The following is a 20,739-nucleotide window of genomic DNA, read 5'->3' on the forward strand; positions in this document are numbered from 1 at the left end:
AATACCTCAAAAAATAAAACGCCGAAACAGGATAGACTAATCCTGGCAGTACAAGTATGATGTTGAAGTGAAAAGTACTTTTTGTTTCATTTAATCGGGGCATTTAAATTCGCAATCAGTATTTTAGGCAAGTAAAGAGTATAGATACTCTATTTATAAGCTTCAATAGAAAATGATAAAAATTAACTTAACAGGCTTTTAAGTATTTCAATCGTAAAGCAGTAACAAGGTACGATTTTATTTACATTCAAACTAGATATTTTTGATTTATTTGTGAGACTTTAACACTTATAACCTTTTAAGAAATTCATAAACAGCATTTTATCAGTAAATATCGCAGTTCAGGTTCCAAATATTGTATTAAAATGATCAAAAAAGAATACTTTTTTAGGACAAACATTTAAAGTAAAATCTTCCTTGTCACTATTTTTCTACTTCCAAGGATAACTTTTACAATTACAATCTGATGGTTTGAATTGAATTTTGGAAGTTGGAATTCTAAACTTTCAACATTTTCTTTTCGATACAATTGTTTACCCAAAATATCAAAAACGGTTATTTGACTAATTATATCCTGAGTTGAGATTACTTTAATAATTCTATCCTCTACAGAAATAAATACGTCTGGATTCTTCTCTGAAAAATCTTTGATCGTTAAAGTTTCATCTATAAAATGCAGTACAAACCGCTCATTAAAAGTTCCTGCATCACTCGAGAACGAATAAGCACCCTGTCTCAAATTGTGTCTTTTTTTTATTTTTTTATCTACCAAAAAAACATTCCCTTTTTTAAAATATTCATCCTCACGATCTATACTAAGATTAAATTCTCCCGCAAATGCAGTTTCATAACCAAGTATTATTGAATCGTTTTCAACAAAAGGCAATGCTCTGCCCTGAATTACTAATTTTTTATTTTCAATCCTGCTATAAAAATTAACGAACTGGTTACCATTTAGTGATTCTGCATCATAATCGGTATCGTATTGATTTGTAGCTCCATCAATATAACCAATCAGGATTTGTTTAAAACTTCCTTCATTATTATGAAAATTTAGCCAAATACGATGTCTTTCTATTCTGTTCTTAAATACCGACATTGAATTTCTATCTGGCTGTTTGAAGAATGTTGAATTTCTACCTATAAGCCGCATACTATTTGTAAACTCTACTGTCTCTGAACCTTTACTATTTGTAAAAAATGCCTGTCCCGTGGCGATCGTCCCATCAGGAACTGTTTCATTAATTACGGATGTTTCGGATTTTCTTGTTCCTACACCGCCAAGTAAATTATAAACCGCATAATCATCCGAAGTATATTTATACCTGGTAATTGGTGTATTATGTGTCCAAAAGTAAAGCGTGCCTTTAATTTTTGATTTGTTAGCCAATAAAAAAATATCTCCATCAAGAGCCGAAGGATATGGATTGCCAATTAAATTAAAAGTATCAGCTACACCTGATTTAATCTCAATTTTACCATTATTAGGAATTCCTTTAAAAGTTGCTTCAAATTTTAAAGGCACAGTTTCAGAATAATCTTGCGGTCCCTGGAAAATATATCCTTTTCCGACAGACATATAATTTAAAGGGTTTTCTTTCTTCCAATTTTTATCATCATAGTTGTATGAATAGAATTTTTCCAAATGTGATTTAGGAGATACATCTATTAGTTTTTGTAGGTCTACCGGCGAAGACCAATACGTATAATCGGATTTTCGTATAGGCGTTGAGTTTCTTTTTACATAAACGATACCCGTATTCACTACATCATCATCAGACTGATAGAAACTAGCTGAATCTTCCAGTACTAATATCCCTTTACCTGTATAGGAAAGTTCTACTCCCAAAGTGTTTCCATTCAAAAGCGTGACTTGTTTTCCTTCATCAATAAAACAGCTACATATGTTTACAGAAGTTAGACTTTCATAATTTCCTCTAAACTCTGTTGCTTTTGCTAATGATGGAAACCCATTTGACCAACTGTTACCATCCCAAACTGTCCCGTCTAAACAAAGTTTGACTCTGGCAATTCTGTGTTTTGAAACCCCTGATATGGAATTAAAACTCCCTCCAATAATCAACTTATGATCTGTAGTAAATCCCATTGTAAAGAGACTGTTGTTAAGCTCACTTTTAAATGAAATATCATAGTCCCCCGATTTTTGCAAACGTATTAACCGCAAAGCAGTATTGGATTTATAAGTCCCGGAAAAAGTTCCTCCCACCAAAATACGATCATCCGGCTGAATTAAAATAACACGAACATCACCTTTATTAAAACCTACTCCATTATCAAAAAAAGAATCCAGACTCCCATCTGCGTTCAAACGAGCAATTCTTTTTTGCGGAATTCCACTGTAACTTAAAAATGACCCTCCCACTATTATCTTCTGATCGGACTGAAGTCCAATTGCATAAACATTTTTATCAAAACCTGCCCCTACACTAAAATCAGAATCGATACTTCCTATAGAATTAAGACGAATCAATCTATGAGATGAATTTCCATTAAAGCTGTCAAATCGCCCTCCTACCAGGATTTTTCCATCAGGTTGAATTAATATTGCTTCAATAATTCCATCAGCACCAACGCCAATATCAAAACTAAGATCTCGTAAACCACTTTGTAATAACCTAATTATTCTTCCAACTGGTGTCCCATTATAACTTGTGAAATTTCCTGCTACAATTATTTTTTCATCGGGTTGAATTGCAATACTGTAAATCTGACCGTTAAATCCTGAGCCTACATTAAATGTATTATCTATTGCTCCATCCGGCAAAACCCGAATAATTCTATTGAAAGCAGCTCCATTATACTTTGTAAAATTTCCACCGAAAATAATCCTTCCGTCCAATTGTAAGGCACCGGATTTTATCATATTATTAGCCCCTAATTGTCCGGAATTAAAAGTTGCATCATAGGATCCATCCGCTAAGACTCGAGCTATTCTTGAACTAAAGTTTCCATTAAAATTTTGAAAATTTCCCAGTACGACCGTACTTTTATCTAACAAGGGTAATACTTTTAAAACTGAATTATCAAATCCAACTCCGGTTGATAAATAGGCTTCTTCACGTTCTCCGTCTTTGCTAATTTTAACTAATCTTCCCTGATTCTGACTATCAAAAACTGAAAATGAACCCCCAACATACCAAAAGTTTTCACTATCATTCGCTAATGTCAAAATTGATCCGGATCCCGGACCCGAATCAACATCAAAATTTGTTTGAAGACTTCCATCTGAATTTAACAAGCAAATTCGATTAACTGCTACTCCATTATAAAAGCCAGTAAATGACCCTCCAACCATAATATTGCCGAATGAATCATTTTTAATAACCTGGACTGCATCCCCAGTAAAACCTGTCCCGGTTACAAAGTCATTATCTATAGTACCATCCTGATTTAGTCTTACTAGTCTATTAGTGATTGATCCGTTATAACTTGTAAATTTCCCTCCTATAATAATTTTCCCATCAGATTGGACAACAACTGCATTCACATCTTCATTAAAACCGGAACCTGTATTAAAACCAGTATCAACTTTACCATTTGGTAATAAACAAACAATTCTATTGGCCGCGATTGTATTAAAAATTGAAAAATTACCCGTTAGTAAAATTCTACCATCGGACATAACATTTGCATTTGTAATATTTGCAGAAGACCCAGAACCTGTATTAAAAGAAGAATCTAAACTGCCATCGGACAAAATACAGGCAACCCTGTTTACGGTAATATTATTATATTTAGTAAAACTTCCGGTTATAATTATTCTTCCATCACGATACAGACAAATGTTATAAATAATACCCGTATTAACAGCGATCGTAGTATCGAATGCTGCGTCATAAGAACCGTCCATATTTAATCTGATCAGTCTTCCACAACTGATTCCATTAAAAGAGGTAAAACTACCGCCTACAATTATTTTTCCATCTGGCTGAATACAGCTCGTATAAATTTTTCCATTAAAACCTGTCCCTGTGTCCCAGGTTTCATCGATACTGCCGTCCGGATTTAAGCGGGTTAAATATTGGCACTTAGTTCCATTGAGGTTTAAATAATCACCTCCGACCAAAAGCTTTTGATTGGACTGTAAAGATACCGTTCGTACTACATTATCAAAACCATCTCCCTTTTTCCCATTATCATCTGTATTAAAAGAAATATCTACCTTGCCTTGTTGAGCGCAAAATGCCGGACCATAAAGATAGACCACCAAAAACAGGGAAAAAATTACATTTTTTATCAAAATAAGAAATTCAGGTGTTTATTTATTTGTAAGAATTAACTCAAAAATAAATACTCTTTATGAAATCTACAATACCTACTTTTAGTGATTTTTCAAACACATTATTTTCTTAAAAAAAAATCCAATCCGAAAAACGGAATGGATTCTTTTTGAATGAACTCTTATTTAAAATTTACTGAAAAATAACTTTTCTTGTCGTTGCAAAATCATTTGCCAAAGTAACTTTCACTAATAAAACCTGATTTGAAGATGGTAGGTTTTGAATTTGTAATTCTGTATTACCTACTTTCTTTTTATTGTAAAGCATTTTTCCTAACATATCATATACCGCAACTTCTTTAATATTTTCTTGCGAAGATTGTATCGCAATCACTTTGTCTTTTATAAAAACTAAAATCCCGTCTTTAAGGTTTTCAAAATCTCCGACACCTAAAGTTTTACTAGTATAACGCAACACCAAACGTTCAGTAAAATTCCCCACCTCGGTTTTAAAAGTATAATTGCTTTGTGTTAAATCGTGAATAACTCCAATTGCTTTATCTTCCACATAAATCTTCTGATTCAACATCTTACCATCTACTTCATCTATTGCAATGGTAAAATCGCCAGCAACAGCAGTTCGATAACCTAGCGGAACAATATCAGAATCTGTAAACGGTAAGGCACGTCCCTGAATGACATATTTATTCTCATTGCTTATACTGTAAAAATCTAAATACGGATTACTATCAAAAGTTAATCCGTCGTAATTACTATCATAATCATTAGTCGCTCCTTCAATATACCCCACTAACAATTGTTTAAAAGCTCCGGTTGTACTGGTCATATTTAGCCAAATGCGATTCTTTTCAATCGCGGTTCCTTTCTTAGGATTCACTGATCTAAAAAACTGACCGTTATCTACTGCCCCCAATCGCATTGCATTGGTAAAAAGAACTTTTCCTGCAGTTTTAATAGCCACAAAAAAGGCTTGTCCCGCCGCAATCTTACCCGTTGGTTTCACACCTTTATCAAGTGTCGGATTACTATTATAACCAGGATCCGATTTCGCAGATACGCCACCACTAAGATTATAAGAAGCATAATCATCGGTAGTATACTGATTTGTTAATGTTGGCACTGCAGCCGTACTGTGAGTCCAGAAATAAAGCGTTCCATTTATTAACACATTATTTGTCGCATTAATTATAAGGTCATCCGCACTTACAGCAGACGGATAAGGATTTCCAATCAGATAACTTTTTCCAGAGGCTAACAGTTCTGTTTCTATATTTCCATTATTCGGAACTCCTTTAAAACTTGCAGTAAATGTTTGTCTATCTGTCTTTGAATAATCTGAAGGTCCACGAATAATATAACCTTTACTCACGATCATATTATCAGTCTTATTGTTTCTCACCCATTGCGCACCATCAAAACTATAATACATAGTGCTGGGCGTTAAGGGAGAAAGATCTACTAATTTTTGTTGACTTACCGGAGCTGACCAATACACATAATCTTTCTGCAAAATAGGTGTCGTGATACGTTCGTATATAATGTCACCTGTATTTGCAATAGTATTCGTCTGTATTAAACTTGCCGTATTTTTAAAGGTCATTGTACCTCCTGTAAATACTTTAACATCATTCGCAATGGTTAGGGTATGTCCGTCTCCTATTACGACATTTGTTCCTGAATTAACTTCGCAAGAACATCCGCTTACATCCCCTGTGGACATAAAATCAGAGCTAAAAATGAGTTTCTTATCTATGGTTGGAGTATCATCCCATCCACCTAGTCCATAGGTCGCTATTGCCGGTGGTGAATTGATAACAACTTCCGTAGTAGCAGCTGATGTACAGTTGCCGTTTCCAACTGTGTACGAATATGTCCCGCCTGCCAGATTAGCGTCTGTAACCTTAGTTCCTGTATAAGACACCGCTACTGCTCCAGGTGATCTTGTTAACGTTCCACCAGATGGCAGTCCGCTTAAAGCAATACTACCGGAAGTAACACTACAGGTTGGTTGGGTAACTGTTTCTAATACAGGTGTTGCCAGATCTATAACAAAATTAACCAAGGTCCTGCAAGCGGAATCACCGGAACAACCTGCATAATAAGAAGTTGTCCCAGCAGTATTAGTATCAATAAGACCGGAACCACTGACCCCTACAGGGTTAAATGATGCTCCCGAGCCAATTTTTGTTCCTCCTGAGGCTACCGTATACCAATCTATTGTTGCTGGTAAAGTATAATTTACTGTAATCGTAACATCTGTGATATTTGCATCAGGATTAACTTCTGGATTATTAAAAACTTCTCTAAAGTCGAAGACCCAATCACCTGATGGGTTTCCGGTACCCCATGTTCCAAAAGGAATATTACTTGCATCGCCGGCACTATTATTTTCAGCAACAATAGCAGGAAGAGGATTCAAATCAGTTTGCACTGCACCAACTGCTAAAGGCGGAGTTACCCTGACCATCAACTCACTTTTAAGAGAAGGAGCAATTGCCGTAAAACTTATCTTAACATTTGTAGCTGTTACTACAGCTCCGTCCGGTAACGAAGGAAAAGTTATAGTAATGTTTGTATTTCCAGCACCTCCATAAAGTCTGCTATTTGATCTTCCGCCGCTACCACTGGCAGTCGTAGCGGTTTGGGCAAGTGCAGCACATGCAGATGAAGCGGTTAAAAAGCCGGAACCTCCCTTACAAATGGTAACACCGGTTACAACAAGAGGAGATTTATTTATTACAAAATTCACCTTTCTTCTACAAGCAGGGTCACTGGAACAAGCCTCATAATAAGAAGTAGTACCCGGAGTATTAGTATCAATAAGACCGGAACCACTGACTCCTACAGGATTAAATGATGTTCCTGAACCAATTTTATCTTCTCCGGAAGCCGTTGTGTACCAGTCTATCGTTGCTGGTAAAGTATAATTTACTGTAATGGTAATATCTGTGATATTTGCATCGGGCATAACTTCAGGATTATTAAGAGCTTCTTTAAATTCGAAAAGCCAATCTCCTGATGGGTTTCCAGTGCTCCATGTTCCTAAAGAAATATTACTTGCATCACCAGCACTATTATTTTCCACAACATCAGCAGGAAGAGGATTCAAATTAATTTGCTCTGCGCCAACTGTTACAGGGGGAGTTACCTTAACCAACAATTCACTTTTTAAGGAAGGAGCAATTGCCGTAAAACTTATGGTAACATCTGTACCTGTTACTATCGCTCCGGCCGGTAACAAAGGAAAATTTATAGTAATGTTTCTATTTCCGGCACCTCCATAAGATATGCTATTTGATCTTCCGTTACTACCCCTTGCAGTCATAGGGGTTTGAGCAGTCGCAGGACAGATAGATAAAGCGGTTAAAAAGCCGGAACCTCCCTGACAAATGACAACATCGGTTACAGCTGGAGGATCATCATGAATCACAAAATCTACCTTTGTTCTACAGGTGGGGTCACCAGAACAAGCCACATAATAAGGAGTCGTGCCCCCAGTATTAGTATCAATAAGACCGGAACCACTGACCCCTACAGGATTAAATGAGGCTCCTGAACCAATTTTGGCTCCTTCGGAAGCCGTAGTATACCAATCTATCGTTGCCGGTAAAGTATATTTTACTGTAATGGTGACATCTGTAATATTTGCATCGGGCATAACTTCAGGATTATTAAGAGATTCTCTAAATTCGAAGCGCCAATCTCCTGACGGGTTTCCGGTACCCCATGTTCCTAAAGGGATATTAATTGCACCACCAGGGTTATTATTTTCAGCAACAGTAGCAGGAAGAGGATTCAAATTAGTTTGCACTCTATCAACTGTTACAGGGGGAGTTACCCTAACCAACAACTCACTTTTTAAGGAAGGAGCAATTGCTGTAAAACTTATCGTAACATTTGTAGCCGTTACTACCGCTCCATCCGGTAACGAAGGAAAAGTTATAGTTATGTCCCTATTTCCTCCACCCCCATAAGATACACTATTAGATGCTCCGTCATTACCACTGGCAGTCATAGGGGTTTGGTCAATCCCAGCACAGAAAGAGGACGCGGTTAAAGAGCCGGAACCTCCCTTACAAATGGTAACACCGGCTGCAACAGGACAGTTTCCATTTTGTGCTGTGGTTTCTTGTTGAGCTAAAAGTACCGGACTAGTAAAGCAACCAATCAAAACAAGAAAAAAAAGTATTTTTTTTATCATAACTCTAGGGGCTTAAGTTTTTCTTTGATAATAATTTGGCTCAAAACTACAACCCATGTATAGAATCCACAATCACCAATTTTGGTGATTTTTTTGACAACCTTATTTTCTTAAAATGCAAAAAAAATCCACTCCGAAAAACGGAATGGATTTTTTGAAATGAATTTTTATTTATGATTTACTGAAAAATAACTTTTCTTGTCGCTGTAAAATCATTTGCCAAAGTAACTTTTACCAATAAAACCTGATTTGAAGATGCTAGGTTTTGAATTTGTAATTCTGTGTTACCTACTTTCTTTTTGTTGTAAAGCATTTTTCCTGACACATCATACACGGTAACTTCTTTAATGTTTTCTTTTGAAGATTGCACTGCAATTACCTTGTCTTTTATAGAAACTAAGATCCCGTCTTTAACGTTTTCAAAATCTCCGACACCCAAAGTTTTACTGGTGTAACGCAATACCAAACGTTCAGTAAAGTCCCCCACCTCGGTTTTAAAAGTATAATTACTTTGTGTTAAATCGTGAATAACACCGGTTGTTTTATCTTCAATATAAATCTTCTGATTAGACATTTTACCATCAACCTCGTCTATCGCAATTGTAAAATCCCCTGCAACGGCAGTACGGTAACCTAACGCAACAATATCAGCATCTGTAAATGGTAAGGCACGTCCCTGAATTACAAATTTATTCGTATTACTTACACTATAAAAATCCAAATACTGGTTACCATCAAGAGTTAGACCATCATATAAGGTTTCATAGTCGTTAGTTGCGCCTTCTATATAACCTAACAATAATTGTTTAAATGCCCCGGTTGTACTGGTCATGTTTAACCAGATACGATTCTTTTCTATAGTAGCCTTTCTTGAAGCATTTCCAGGTCTGAAAAACTGACCGTTATCTGTTGCCCCTAATCGCATGGCATTGGTAAACAATATTTTTCCTGCAGCCTTAGTCGTTAGAAAAAAGGACTGCCCGGCCGCAATTTCTCCCGTTGGCTTATCACCACCCGATTCCGCTGCTGTCGCTCCAGTTAGATTGAATGAAGCATAATCATCCGAAGTATACTGATTACTTGCAACAGGTTTTGCCGGTGTGTTGTGCGTCCAGAAATAAAGGGTACCATTTATTACATTTTCATTTGTTTTTATAAACCCTTCTATGCCCTCTGAAACAAACCTCTCTGCGCTTAAAGCCGACGGGTAAGGATTCCCTATCAAATAATTTTTGCCTGAAGCCAGCATTTCTGTTTCTATATTTCCATTGTTCGGAACTCCTTTAAAACTTGCCGGATAGGCTGTCTTAGAACTATTCGAATAACCTGACGGGGCACGAATAATGTACCCTTTACCTACCACCATATTGTCATTCCTGTTCGTTCGTACCCACTGTGTACCATCGAAACCATAATACATAGTACTAGGCGTTGAAGGCGAAAGATTAATTAAGGTTTGTGGACTTACCGGAGTTGACCAATATACATAATCTTTTAGCAATATAGGAGGAGTGGTACGCTCGTAAGTGATATCACCAGTATTGGTTACATTATTGGTTTGTACTAAAGCCGCTGTATTCTTGAAAGTCAACTGACCATTAGTTGTTACAGAATTGGTAACCTTTAAAGTATTACCAGATGATATCACCACATTAACACCTGAATTTACTGTACAGGAACATCCATTTATGTCACCTCCCGAAGTATAGTCACTTGCAAAAACAAGTATTTTATCTATGGCCGGCGGGCTGCTCCAAGCTCCTGAGCTGTAGGTAGCTACTACAGGAGGCATATTAATTGTAATACCCGTCGTTGCCGTTGATGTACAGGTCGCATTTGCTACTGTATAAGTATAATTTCCTCCTGCAAGATTAGTATCTGTTGCGGTAGTACCGGAATACGGAACTACGACCGCTCCTGGTGATCTTGTTAAAGTTCCACCTGAAGGTAATCCACTTAAAGCAATACTACCAGAAGGAACAGTACAGGTTGGCTGTGTAACGGTACCTGTTACCGGTGCTGCCGGAATCTCATTTATAACAAAATTAACCATCGTTCTACAAGCGGGATCACCTGAACAAGCCACATAATAAGGGGTTGTACCTACTGTATTGGTGTTCATGAGACGAGAATCGATACCAACCGGATTGAACGAAGCTCCAGAGCCAATTTTTGTACCACCGGAAGCAACTGTATACCAATCTATTGTTGCCGGTAAGGTATAATTAACCGTAATAGTAATATTTGTAATATTTGCATCAGGATTGGCATTATCTGCATAAGTTTCTCTAAATCTAAATATCCAGTTTCCTGTTGGGTTTGTACTTCCCCAACTTGCTAAAGGAACATTTGTAGCGGTACCACCATTCCCTGAAGAAGGACTTATATCATTTATTGCTGCCCCCATAGCTGTCGGAGGTTCAATTCTTACACGTAATTCACTTCGGTACGAGTTTCCATTAGTATTAAACGTTATTATGGCATTAGTACCGGTGACTACAGCACCAACAGGTAATGAAGGAAAATTAATAGTAATATTAGCATTTCCAGCATCTCCATAATTTACAGTCCTGGATGTACCTCCAGAGCCACTTGCGCTAATAGGTGTTTGGGCAACAGCTGCACAAGTCGCTGAAGACGTTAGAGAGCCAGTGCCTCCCTGACAAATGGTAACTCCGGTCGCTACAGGATTTTTAATTGTCACCGTTCCTGCTGAAGAAGCTACCACCGGACAGCTCATATTTTGTAATACAGCTCTATAAGATGTTGTAACATTAACATTTGTTGCCGTTAAACTTGTTGTTGTATTTGCTATTGGGGTAATAACAGAAGTAAAATTATCCGTTGATGACTCCCATCTTACAACGCTTCCAGTATTTCCGGTTAAGTTAAAGATTGTACTGTTAGTTCCTGCACACACGGTATTATCACCTGTAACTGTACCCCCTATAGTAGGATATACCGCCACTGTTAATTGGAATGTGCTTGTACAGCTTCCTGTTGTTGCCGTAATATTGTAGATCACATTTTGTGTTGTTGCTGCTGTAGTAGTCAATGTACCGGTTATACTTGTCGGGTTACCTGAACTGGCTGCACGACCACTTACAGTAGCTGGTCCAGTTGGGGCTGACCACGTGTATGTAGTTCCTGCTGGTACAAGCCCGTTTGTTCCATCAACCGGAATAACACTAAAAGGGGATCCTGAACAAGCATTAGCTGACATATTTGTAATGGCTGCTCTAGGATTTGTCGTAATAGAAACGGGACCACTGTCGTAACTACACGCTGCATTTGAAGCTGCGGATACTTTACGTCTATAGTATACCGTTGTTGCTACGGAAGGTGTAAAGGCAACTGGAGTATAATCTTCTGCATTAAAACCAGTTCCTGTAGTTGCATCTGTCCATGGTCCTGAAGCAGATGATGAAAATTGCCATTGAAATCTAATAGACGGATTGGTTGTTCCTCCATTATATGCATAATTCGAACCATCAAGAGTTGTAGTCGATCCTCCACAAACTGCTGAAGTGGCAGGAGTTATTGTATTTGCACTACCATCAGCAGGAGTAATAGTAAAATTAGATACGTTACCACCATTTTTTTCATAATACTCTAATACTAAATCACTGTTTCCGGTCAAACGCACCAATACATTTTGGAAAGCCGCTGAACTCTGTTGATTCCATTCGTTTAAAACCAGCACCCCATCGACATAAAGTCGTACCCCATCATCACCGGTAATGCTAACAAAATAACAACCTGCAGCTAATGTCGAAAGCATTCTGTAACGTACCGCAAATGTATCAGTTCTTACACTCTGTGAAGTCCCTGCTGCAATAAAAGCAAAGCATGTGTCATTTCCTCCAAAACCTTGAGAAAAAGCAGTTGTACCACTTGTAACAGTATTTGCCTGAGTAAAATAACCCAAATAATTAGCAAAAGCATCAGCATTAGAAGGAGGCACAGGCACCTCAGATCCGTCAGAAAAATCATAAACATGACCTATCCATGAGTTTGTCCCTTTTGCGCTTTGAGAATCTACACTATTACTTCCACCTGTGAAAACCACAGAAATATTAGCTTGCGTATTTGATCCTGTAGAAGCACTATTACAATTCCCACTATTGTTATATTGAACATATAATACTCCGGTAAATGTTGCAGTCCAGTTGGTTATTGTTGCAGCAGTATCGTCTGCCGATGCTCTCGCTGTTCCCACATCTGTCCCCGTACTGCTACTGTTAAACAGTGTAATTCTTTTTCTAAAACCTGTGCTAGTTGAAGTGGCAGAGATTGTATACGTCAACCCTTGGATAACATTTACAGCAACATATCTCGCTAAAGGAACATTTGAGAATGTAACTCCTCCAACATTAGTTCCGGAAACTTCCCTGTTGTAGCAAATAGATGTTGTACTTCCGAATTGTGTCCCTCCAAAGTTACACTGTCCATAATTTATAAGATACGTAAAAAACAATACAAAACTTAAGAGTAGTTTTCTATTCATGGGGCTATGTGGTATTTATTTAAATTTGTTTTGGGCAATAAAATTAAAAGCTAAAGTTAAAATCCTGTTTGACAGAACTATAATAAACTGTTAATTTTGTGTACAAAAATATTATAATTCCCCACATATACAACATTTTAACAAAAGACTTTTCTGAGAAAAACAAAAAAAATAGTTGTGTTTTTAACATTTAAATGACTATTTTTAGCCGTAATCGTTAAAAAGAAAGAAAAAAGCCATGAATTCAATCTGCACTCCAAAAGAGGCTTTACTTAAGTTAGAACACTACTGTGCTTATCAGGAACGTTGTCATGCCGAAGTGGTATCCAAACTGTACAGCTTAAAAATGACTGCCGATGAAATCGATAGTATTGTGGTTCAACTGATTGAAACCAATTTCTTAAACGAAACCCGATTTGCCTGCAGCTTCGCCAGAGGAAAACATCGTATGAAACACTGGGGCAGAATTCGAATTACCAATGAACTGAAGGCAAAACAAATTTCCTCAGCCAATATTACGCTGGCTTTAAAGGAAATTACGATCGAGGAATACGAAACCACTTTTGACCAGCTTTCTGAACGATGCTGGAACAGCATATATGAAAAAAACACCCTAAAAAAGCGAAAAAAATTCTGCGATTATATGCTTCGTCGCGGCTACGAAAGTTTTCTCGTTTACGATAAAGTCACTCTACTCGAAAAAGAATCATAGCCGATAAAAGACTCCGACTTAAATTGATTGTTTCACCTTTTTCTTTTAAAAATCACCCCATACCAGCTTCTTGTTTTCTTGTGAATTCTTTAACCAAAAGACGTTTTCTATAATTATTACCTTAAAAACAGTGCCGTTTTGATTACTATTTTACGACTTTTCTTATATTTCAAGATGATACTTTATAAGAAATAACCCTAATTACCGTTTTTCACCATGCATTTTGTCGACTATTTTGACATTTTGTCGATTAAATGATCGTTACGAAAACCTTCATATTCCCAATCACGTATGTGTATCTATCTTTGCCCGGGCAAAAAAATTATCCTGTTCCGGCATAACAAATTGTATAGAATACACCTACTATGAAGAAAACTTTACTTTTTAAAACACCTTCTTTTCCCTTTAATCTTTCGTCAAAAAATTTTAGTTCCGATAGAAAAATTAACTTTTTTTCAGCTATAAACCCCCCCCTCGAAGCCACAAAAAATCACTTTAAATTACTCGTTACTCTTGTTCTATTTATCAATGCCAGTAATTCGAATGCGCAATGCAACTCTGGTGCAACAGCAGGCACAGTAAGCAGTAATAACAACAAATTATGTGTAGGAGTTACAGAAGGGTTCTGGTCGGCTGGAGGATGGGACTCTGGCACCTGGTCTTCATCAAACCCTTCAGTTTTAGAAGTTATAAGCTCAAGCAAAGGAAACGCTACTATCAAAGCGTTAGCACCTGGAGTTGCAAATGTAATCTACACCTTAACGCAACCAAATTGCTCTACCGTTAAAACTTCCCAAAAGCAAATCACTGTTTATGAAGCTTTAGGAACTACTGGAGAAATTACAGGATTTACACCACAGTGCCCTGGAAACACAGGACAAGTTTATTCCATACCTCCTGTAGCAAATGCAACCAAATACGACTGGAAACTACCATCTGGTTGGGTTATTACCGCGGGAGCTAATACCAACTCCATTACAGTAACCACCAGCTCAACTGCAGGAAATCTTAAAGTCGAAGTATCTAATGATTGCAGAACAAATGAAGCCAAATACCTATATGTTAATATCACCAACGGAAAAACAGCAAAACCTACTATTACTGCAAGCGGACCAACGACTTTTTGCCAGGGAGGCAGTGTGGTATTGACTTCAAGCATTGAAGACAATTACCTTTGGTCAAACGGAGAAACTACCAGAAGCATAACGGTTACAGCACCTGGAACCTACTCGGTAATTACAAAAAAAAATGATTATGTATGCCCAAGCAATGCCTCAAACAGTATAGCTGTCAATGTACAAGCAGGATTAACATTCACCAATCAACCGCAGGACTTAATTGCTTGTGAAGGTCAGTCCGGAACCTTTAGCGTAACCGCATCAGCCTCGAATGCAACCTACCAATGGCAATATTCTGCCAATGGCTCAACGAACTGGACTAATACCAATGGGGTTCAGGGTGTATCAGGTCATAATACGGCAACCTTAAATTTGGCCAACCTTCCTTTGTCCTATAGTGACTACTATGTACGTTGTGTCGCAAGAAGCTCAACCACTTGTCCTGCCAATACTAACACAAACTCAAATACTGCTAAACTAAGGGTTAACCCATCATTAAAAATCACCTCACAGTCAACTGCTACTCAGACCAAATGCATCAATGATACCTTTACACCTATGACTGTCACAACTACAGCATCCGGGGCCTTAACCTATCAATGGTTTAGTAATACTACTGCAAACACAACAAACGGAACATCATTAGGAACCTCAAATGGAGCCAGAACCAATAGTTACACTCCGCAAACAACAACAGTGGGAACATTGTATTACTATGCTATCGTATCATCGAACTGTGGAACAGCAACAAGTGCTATATCAGAAGCTATCATCACAAAAACAACACCTGCACCAACAGTAGGAACCATTAAGCAGCCTACCTGTACTATACCAAGCGGAAGTGTTGTTCTGCAAAATATACCTTCATCAGGAAAACTGGTGGAGTCACGTGGAACTGTCTACAATTATACAACCTCCGGAACGACATACGAAATTACAGGATTAGCTCCGGGAACCTATAGATTTGCCATCGATGACAATTGTGGAAAATTATATTCTTCAGATATTGTTATTCAGACAGCAAATACCTGGAATGGAAATCAATGGTCTAATGGAACACCAACCGTAAACGATCCAATTCAGTTCACAGGAAATTATACGGCAGAAACAGATCTTAACGGGTGTTCCTGTAAAATTGACAATGGAGCAACGGTAACTATAAAATCAGGAATAACCTTAACTATTGCCAATAGTATAGACGTTAACTCCGGATCTTTAGTTTTTGAAAACAATTCCAGTTTGATACAAAAAAGCAGCGCTAAGAATACAGGAAGTATTTCATACATCCGTACAAGTCCGCCTATATTTCAAAAAGATTATTTGTATTGGTCTACCCCGGTAACTCCACAAAAATTAGTAGACGTTTCTCCTTCTACGCCTGCCAATTTTTACTATGGCAATGATGGTACACAATGGGTACGAACCAATAGAGAAAGCAATATGATTGTTGGAAAAGGCTACATTATTAGAGGGCCATCGAATTACACCAATACCAACAAACAAGAGTTTACTGCAACTTTTAAAGGAATTCCAAACAATGGAGATCTGGAAGGAGAATTGCTAACTGCTACGCAAGCTCACCTGATCGGAAATCCTTATCCGTCTGCTTTAAGTGCCGATCTACTTTTAAAAGAGAATCCAATGTTAAACGGAACGCTTTATTTCTGGACGCACAACACTCCGGCAAAACCTGTAGCAAGTAATCAGTACAGTGCTGATGATTATGCTTCATACAACCTTAGTGGAGGAGTTTCGGCAAAATCAGATAAACAGCACAATAATGATCCTGCAAAAGACAAAGGCACTAAACCAACGGGCAACATAGCAGCCGGGCAAGCCTTTTTTGTAACGACAAATGCTGCAGGAAAAGTCAAGTTTAACAATGCCATGCGATTGGGCGGATCGAATAACGGTCAGTTTTTCAGACCAGGAAACACCTCAAAAGAGGCGGCTATAGAAAAACATCGCGTTTGGCTAAACATGACTAATGCAACGGGAGCTTTTAAACAATTGCTGGTAAGTTACATTGAAGGAGCAACCAATGACTTTGAAACCAATTACGATGGATTAACTTTTGACGGTAACCAGTATTTGGATTTTTACACTACAGATCAAAAAAACAAATATGTAATTCAGGGACGTGCTCTGCCATTTACAGATACAGACCTTGTTTCGCTAGGATACCGCACAACAGTTGCAGGTGATTTTACTGTTGCAATTGATGAAGTAGACGGAAACATGAGCAATCAGGCCATTTACATTGAAGACAAAGCTACCGGAACAGTACATGATTTAACACAAAGCAATTATACTTTTAAAACCGAAGCCGGTACCTTTACCGAACGTTTGACACTGCGTTACAAATCAGGCAAAACTTTAGGTACAGGAGATTTTGAAAACATCGAAAATGGTATTCTTATTTCGACTGGAAATAAAACCATTCAAATATCTTCATCAAAAGAAACCATTAAACAAGTGGTTATTTTTGACATTACAGGCAAACAGTTATACAGTAAAAACAAAATAAACAGTACAGAACTTCAAATTCAAAATTTACCGGCTGCCAATCAGGTTTTATTGGTGAAGGTCACTTTGACCAATGATTTTACCATTACACGAAAAGTGCTGTTTCAGTAATCGTTGATTCGTTCTATAAAAAAAATCCATTTGCTGTGGCGAATGGATTTTTTTATTATGAGGTTTCAAAAGGCCTAATTATGGTTTTTCGATCAAAACGCTAACTGCATTCCCTCCAAAACCGACTGCATTAATCAATATTCTTTTAATCGGTTTTGTTTGTTTTTGTTCTTCTCCGAAAGGCACTCCAATAAAAGTATCGTGCTGAAACATCAAAAGTGCCAACTCTAAACTCAATATACCAGATGCTCCAAAAGTATGCCCGATTTTCCATTTATTGGTAGTTAGCAAAGGCAGCTGAGTCCCAAAGACCTTTTCAATAGCTCTCACTTCTGTTAAGTCTCCTTTAATCGTTCCGGGAGCATGCATCACAATTGCATCGACCGATTCAGGAGCCACATCTTTTAAAGCCATTTTCATTGATTTCTGAAAACAGGTAGCTTCCGCAGAAATCGAGATATTGTGTTCTAAAATTTCGGTTGCATAACCAACTCCTGTTATATATGCAACTGCATTTTCTTTCTCACCGGTTTCCAGACAGCAAACTGCTGCACCTTCCCCCAGAATCATAGTATTCTGAGTTTTCTCAAAATCGAAAGCCAAATTAGGCCACAATTCCGTTTCCTGATCGATTCTCGAATATATTTTAAGCGCTCTCATCTGAGCAATCGTAAAATCAGTCAATGGCGCTTCGCTTCCTCCTACCAAAAATTTATCGGCCATATCTGATTTCAACCACGCCACACCATTCAGCAAAGCATGAAGTGCAGTTGAACAGGTTATAGAATGTGATATTTCCGGGCCAACACTCTGCAGATCGTGAGCAATCCAAGAAGATATATTTCCTAAGGTTGTTGTTGGAGAAGCTAAAGTTTGAGCTTTTCCTGTATCGATGTATTCTTTATAATGTTTTTCGAATAAATCTGTTGCCCCTCGAGACGAACCAATATTAATTCCGAAAATAGCATCTGAACTCCACCCTGCCTGCTTAACCGCTTGTCTTGAAGCCGCCAAAGCAAACAAAACCGAATCGTCCAGAAATTTATACTTAGGATCAGACTCTCGTATTTCCGAAACAATTTGTTTGGACTCAGCATCCAGAGCAGCGACAGAAGTTTCCTGTTGGTCTAAAAACTGCTTCGAAAAACAATGTTGACGATCAAGGTACTTTTCCCACACTGATTTCGCATTATTTCCCAAAGGTGAAATAGACGAAAAAGCTGTTATAGAGATTTTTTGTGTATTCAAAATATTTTATTTAATCGCAAAATTAAACCATTTCAATGGCTTCTTCTATGGTTTTATATACTTTTTGAAGCTGCTCATCACTCATGATATACGGAGGTAAAATGTAGACGATATTTCCGACAGGGCGTAAAACCACACCTTTGTCAATAAAGAAATTATAAAGCTTAGTTCGCATTGAACCGTAATAACTCTCTTCTGAATCTGATTTGATTTCAACTGCAAAAATAACCCCCAATGTTCTGGCAGTAGTTACTTTTGAATGCTTCTCGATTTTCTTCTGAAAATCCAAATGACTCTTATGAATTCTTTCAATGTTAGCCTGCATTTCGTCCGTATGCAACAAATCAATGCTCGCCAAAGCTGCAGCACAACCAGTAGGATTTGCAGTAAAAGTATGTCCGTGAAACAAAGCCTTATTGATATCGTCATCATAAAAAGCATCAAAAACCTCTTGTGTAAAAGTGGTAATTGCCATCGGGATTGTGCCTCCCGTTAATGCTTTAGACAAACACATCATATCCGGAAGTTCGGTCACATAATCCATTGCAAAGGTTTTTCCTGTCTTACCAAAACCCGTCATTACTTCATCGGCAATGGTAAGAACATTATTCTCTTTGCAAATTTGAATCAGTTTGACCAAGGCCTCCGGTTCGTACATCACCATTCCGGCAGCACCCTGTACCAAAGGTTCAAAAATAAAACCGGCACAACTATGATTCTGAATAACATTTTTCAAAGCATCAAAGCTTTCCTGCTCCTGCCCTTTTACCGGAACCGGAATTCTCACTACATCAATAAACATTCCCTGAAACGCCTGTGTATAAAAAGAGATACCACTCGCTGCCATCGCCGCAAAAGTATCTCCGTGAAAAGCATTTTCAAAAGCGATGATTGTGGTACGTTTTTCCCCCTTATTGAAAAAGAACTGCAAAGCCACTTTTATAGCTACTTCAACTGCTGTTGAACCATTATCAGAAAAGAAGATCTTCTGCTGATTTTTAGGCAGGATCTCAATTAGTTTCTCCGCTACTTTAACCGCCGGTTCGTGTGTAAACCCCCCAAACAATACATGCTCTAAAGTAGTTAATTGTTTGTAAATCGCATCGGCTATAAATCGGTTACTATGTCCAAATGGATTCACCCACCACGAGGCAATAGCGTCAATATATTCCTTGCCGTTCTCATCCCAAAGCAGCGCACCTTCACCTTTGGAAATTGCAATTGGAGCCTGTGCTGTTTTATGCTGTGTATACGGATGCCAAAGATATTGGCTGTCTTTTTCTGTTAATGTCATATCTTGTGAAATGTTTTTTGTAAAATGTGAGATGTGAAATGTTTTTTGTTAGATGAAAGCATTTGACTTTTCACAAATCACATCTTACATTTCACATTTCACCTCTTACAATTGTAATAAATTCTCTCTAAACAAATCGGCGTATTCCCGGATTACATTCTGATCAAAATAGGGTTCTTCATCAATTCTTCCGATACATTTTATTCCGGTTTTATTCAGAATTAAACTTTCAGTCGATTTGTTTTCACTTCCGCTGAAAATGATTCCTGCAACTTTAAATCCACGATTTTGAATCGCTTCAATCGTTAACAGTGTATGATTGATACTTCCCAAATAATGTCTTGAAACCACAATTACTTTATAATCGGCTTGAATTAGATCAATAATAGAATCGGTTTCATTCAACGGAACAAAAATCCCTCCTGCCCCTTCTACTACCAAATGATTATCGGTTTGAGGTTCCGTAATCATTTTTAAATCGATCGTAAGCCCATCAATTTCTGCTGCCAGATGAGGGCTTGCCGGTGTATTTAATTCGTATGCATTCGGGAAAAATTGAGATTTCGAATTTGAAATTTGAGACTGTACTTTGTGTGTATCACTAAAATTCAGATCTCCGGCCTGAACTGGCTTCCAGTAATCAGCCTCTAAAGCTTCAACAACGATTGTCGAAGCAACGGTTTTACCAACATCTGTTGAAATTCCGGTTATAAATATTTTCATCCTTCTTTTGTTTCGCAAACATTCACAAAAAACAATTA

General features: G+C 37.7%; 8 protein-coding genes. 2 read left to right on the forward strand and 6 right to left on the reverse strand.

Annotated elements, in window-relative coordinates; genetic code table 11:
* Positions 1-400: 400 nt before the first annotated feature.
* The 3 genes from ACAM30_RS07285 to ACAM30_RS07295 all read right to left on the reverse strand — a co-directional run bounded on the left by ACAM30_RS07285 (position 401) and on the right by ACAM30_RS07295 (position 12,969).
* Positions 401-4,261, reverse strand: coding sequence for a T9SS sorting signal type C domain-containing protein (locus ACAM30_RS07285; protein ID WP_369617886.1), 3,861 nt, complete (start codon positions 4,259-4,261; stop codon positions 401-403).
* Positions 4,262-4,433: 172 nt separating this feature from the next.
* The gene (locus ACAM30_RS07290; RefSeq protein ID WP_369617887.1) at positions 4,434-8,462 is read right to left on the reverse strand and encodes a T9SS sorting signal type C domain-containing protein; all 4,029 of its coding nucleotides are present in this window, start codon (positions 8,460-8,462) and stop codon (positions 4,434-4,436) included.
* Between the two features lie 178 nt (positions 8,463-8,640).
* Positions 8,641-12,969, reverse strand: coding sequence for a T9SS sorting signal type C domain-containing protein (locus tag ACAM30_RS07295; RefSeq protein WP_369617888.1), 4,329 nt, complete (start codon positions 12,967-12,969; stop codon positions 8,641-8,643).
* Between the two features lie 238 nt (positions 12,970-13,207).
* On the opposite strand from ACAM30_RS07295, the gene ACAM30_RS07300 reads away from it, so the two are divergent.
* Positions 13,208-13,681, forward strand: a complete 474-nt coding sequence (locus ACAM30_RS07300; RefSeq protein WP_369617889.1) for a regulatory protein RecX — start codon at positions 13,208-13,210, stop codon at positions 13,679-13,681.
* A gap of 365 nt (positions 13,682-14,046) precedes the next feature.
* A complete protein-coding gene (locus tag ACAM30_RS07305; RefSeq protein WP_369617890.1) occupies positions 14,047-17,436 on the forward strand; it encodes a T9SS sorting signal type C domain-containing protein in 3,390 nt (1,129 codons plus the stop codon).
* 78 nt (positions 17,437-17,514) lie between these two features.
* Here ACAM30_RS07305 and ACAM30_RS07310 read toward each other — a convergent pair whose 3' ends face one another.
* From ACAM30_RS07310 to bioD, 3 genes are all read right to left on the reverse strand, one after another.
* Positions 17,515-18,684, reverse strand: a complete 1,170-nt coding sequence (locus tag ACAM30_RS07310; protein WP_369617891.1) for a beta-ketoacyl synthase N-terminal-like domain-containing protein — start codon at positions 18,682-18,684, stop codon at positions 17,515-17,517.
* Positions 18,685-18,706: 22 nt separating this feature from the next.
* Positions 18,707-19,978 carry an adenosylmethionine--8-amino-7-oxononanoate transaminase gene (gene bioA, locus ACAM30_RS07315; RefSeq protein WP_369617892.1) on the reverse strand — a complete coding sequence of 424 codons (1,272 nt, stop codon included), beginning with the start codon at positions 19,976-19,978 and terminating at the stop codon, positions 18,707-18,709.
* A gap of 105 nt (positions 19,979-20,083) precedes the next feature.
* Positions 20,084-20,701, reverse strand: a complete 618-nt coding sequence (bioD, locus tag ACAM30_RS07320) for a dethiobiotin synthase (protein ID WP_369617893.1) — start codon at positions 20,699-20,701, stop codon at positions 20,084-20,086.
* Positions 20,702-20,739: the final 38 nt, after the last annotated feature.

The organism is Flavobacterium sp. CFS9, assembly GCF_041154745.1.
In the GTDB taxonomy this organism is placed as follows: Bacteria; Bacteroidota; Bacteroidia; order Flavobacteriales; family Flavobacteriaceae; genus Flavobacterium.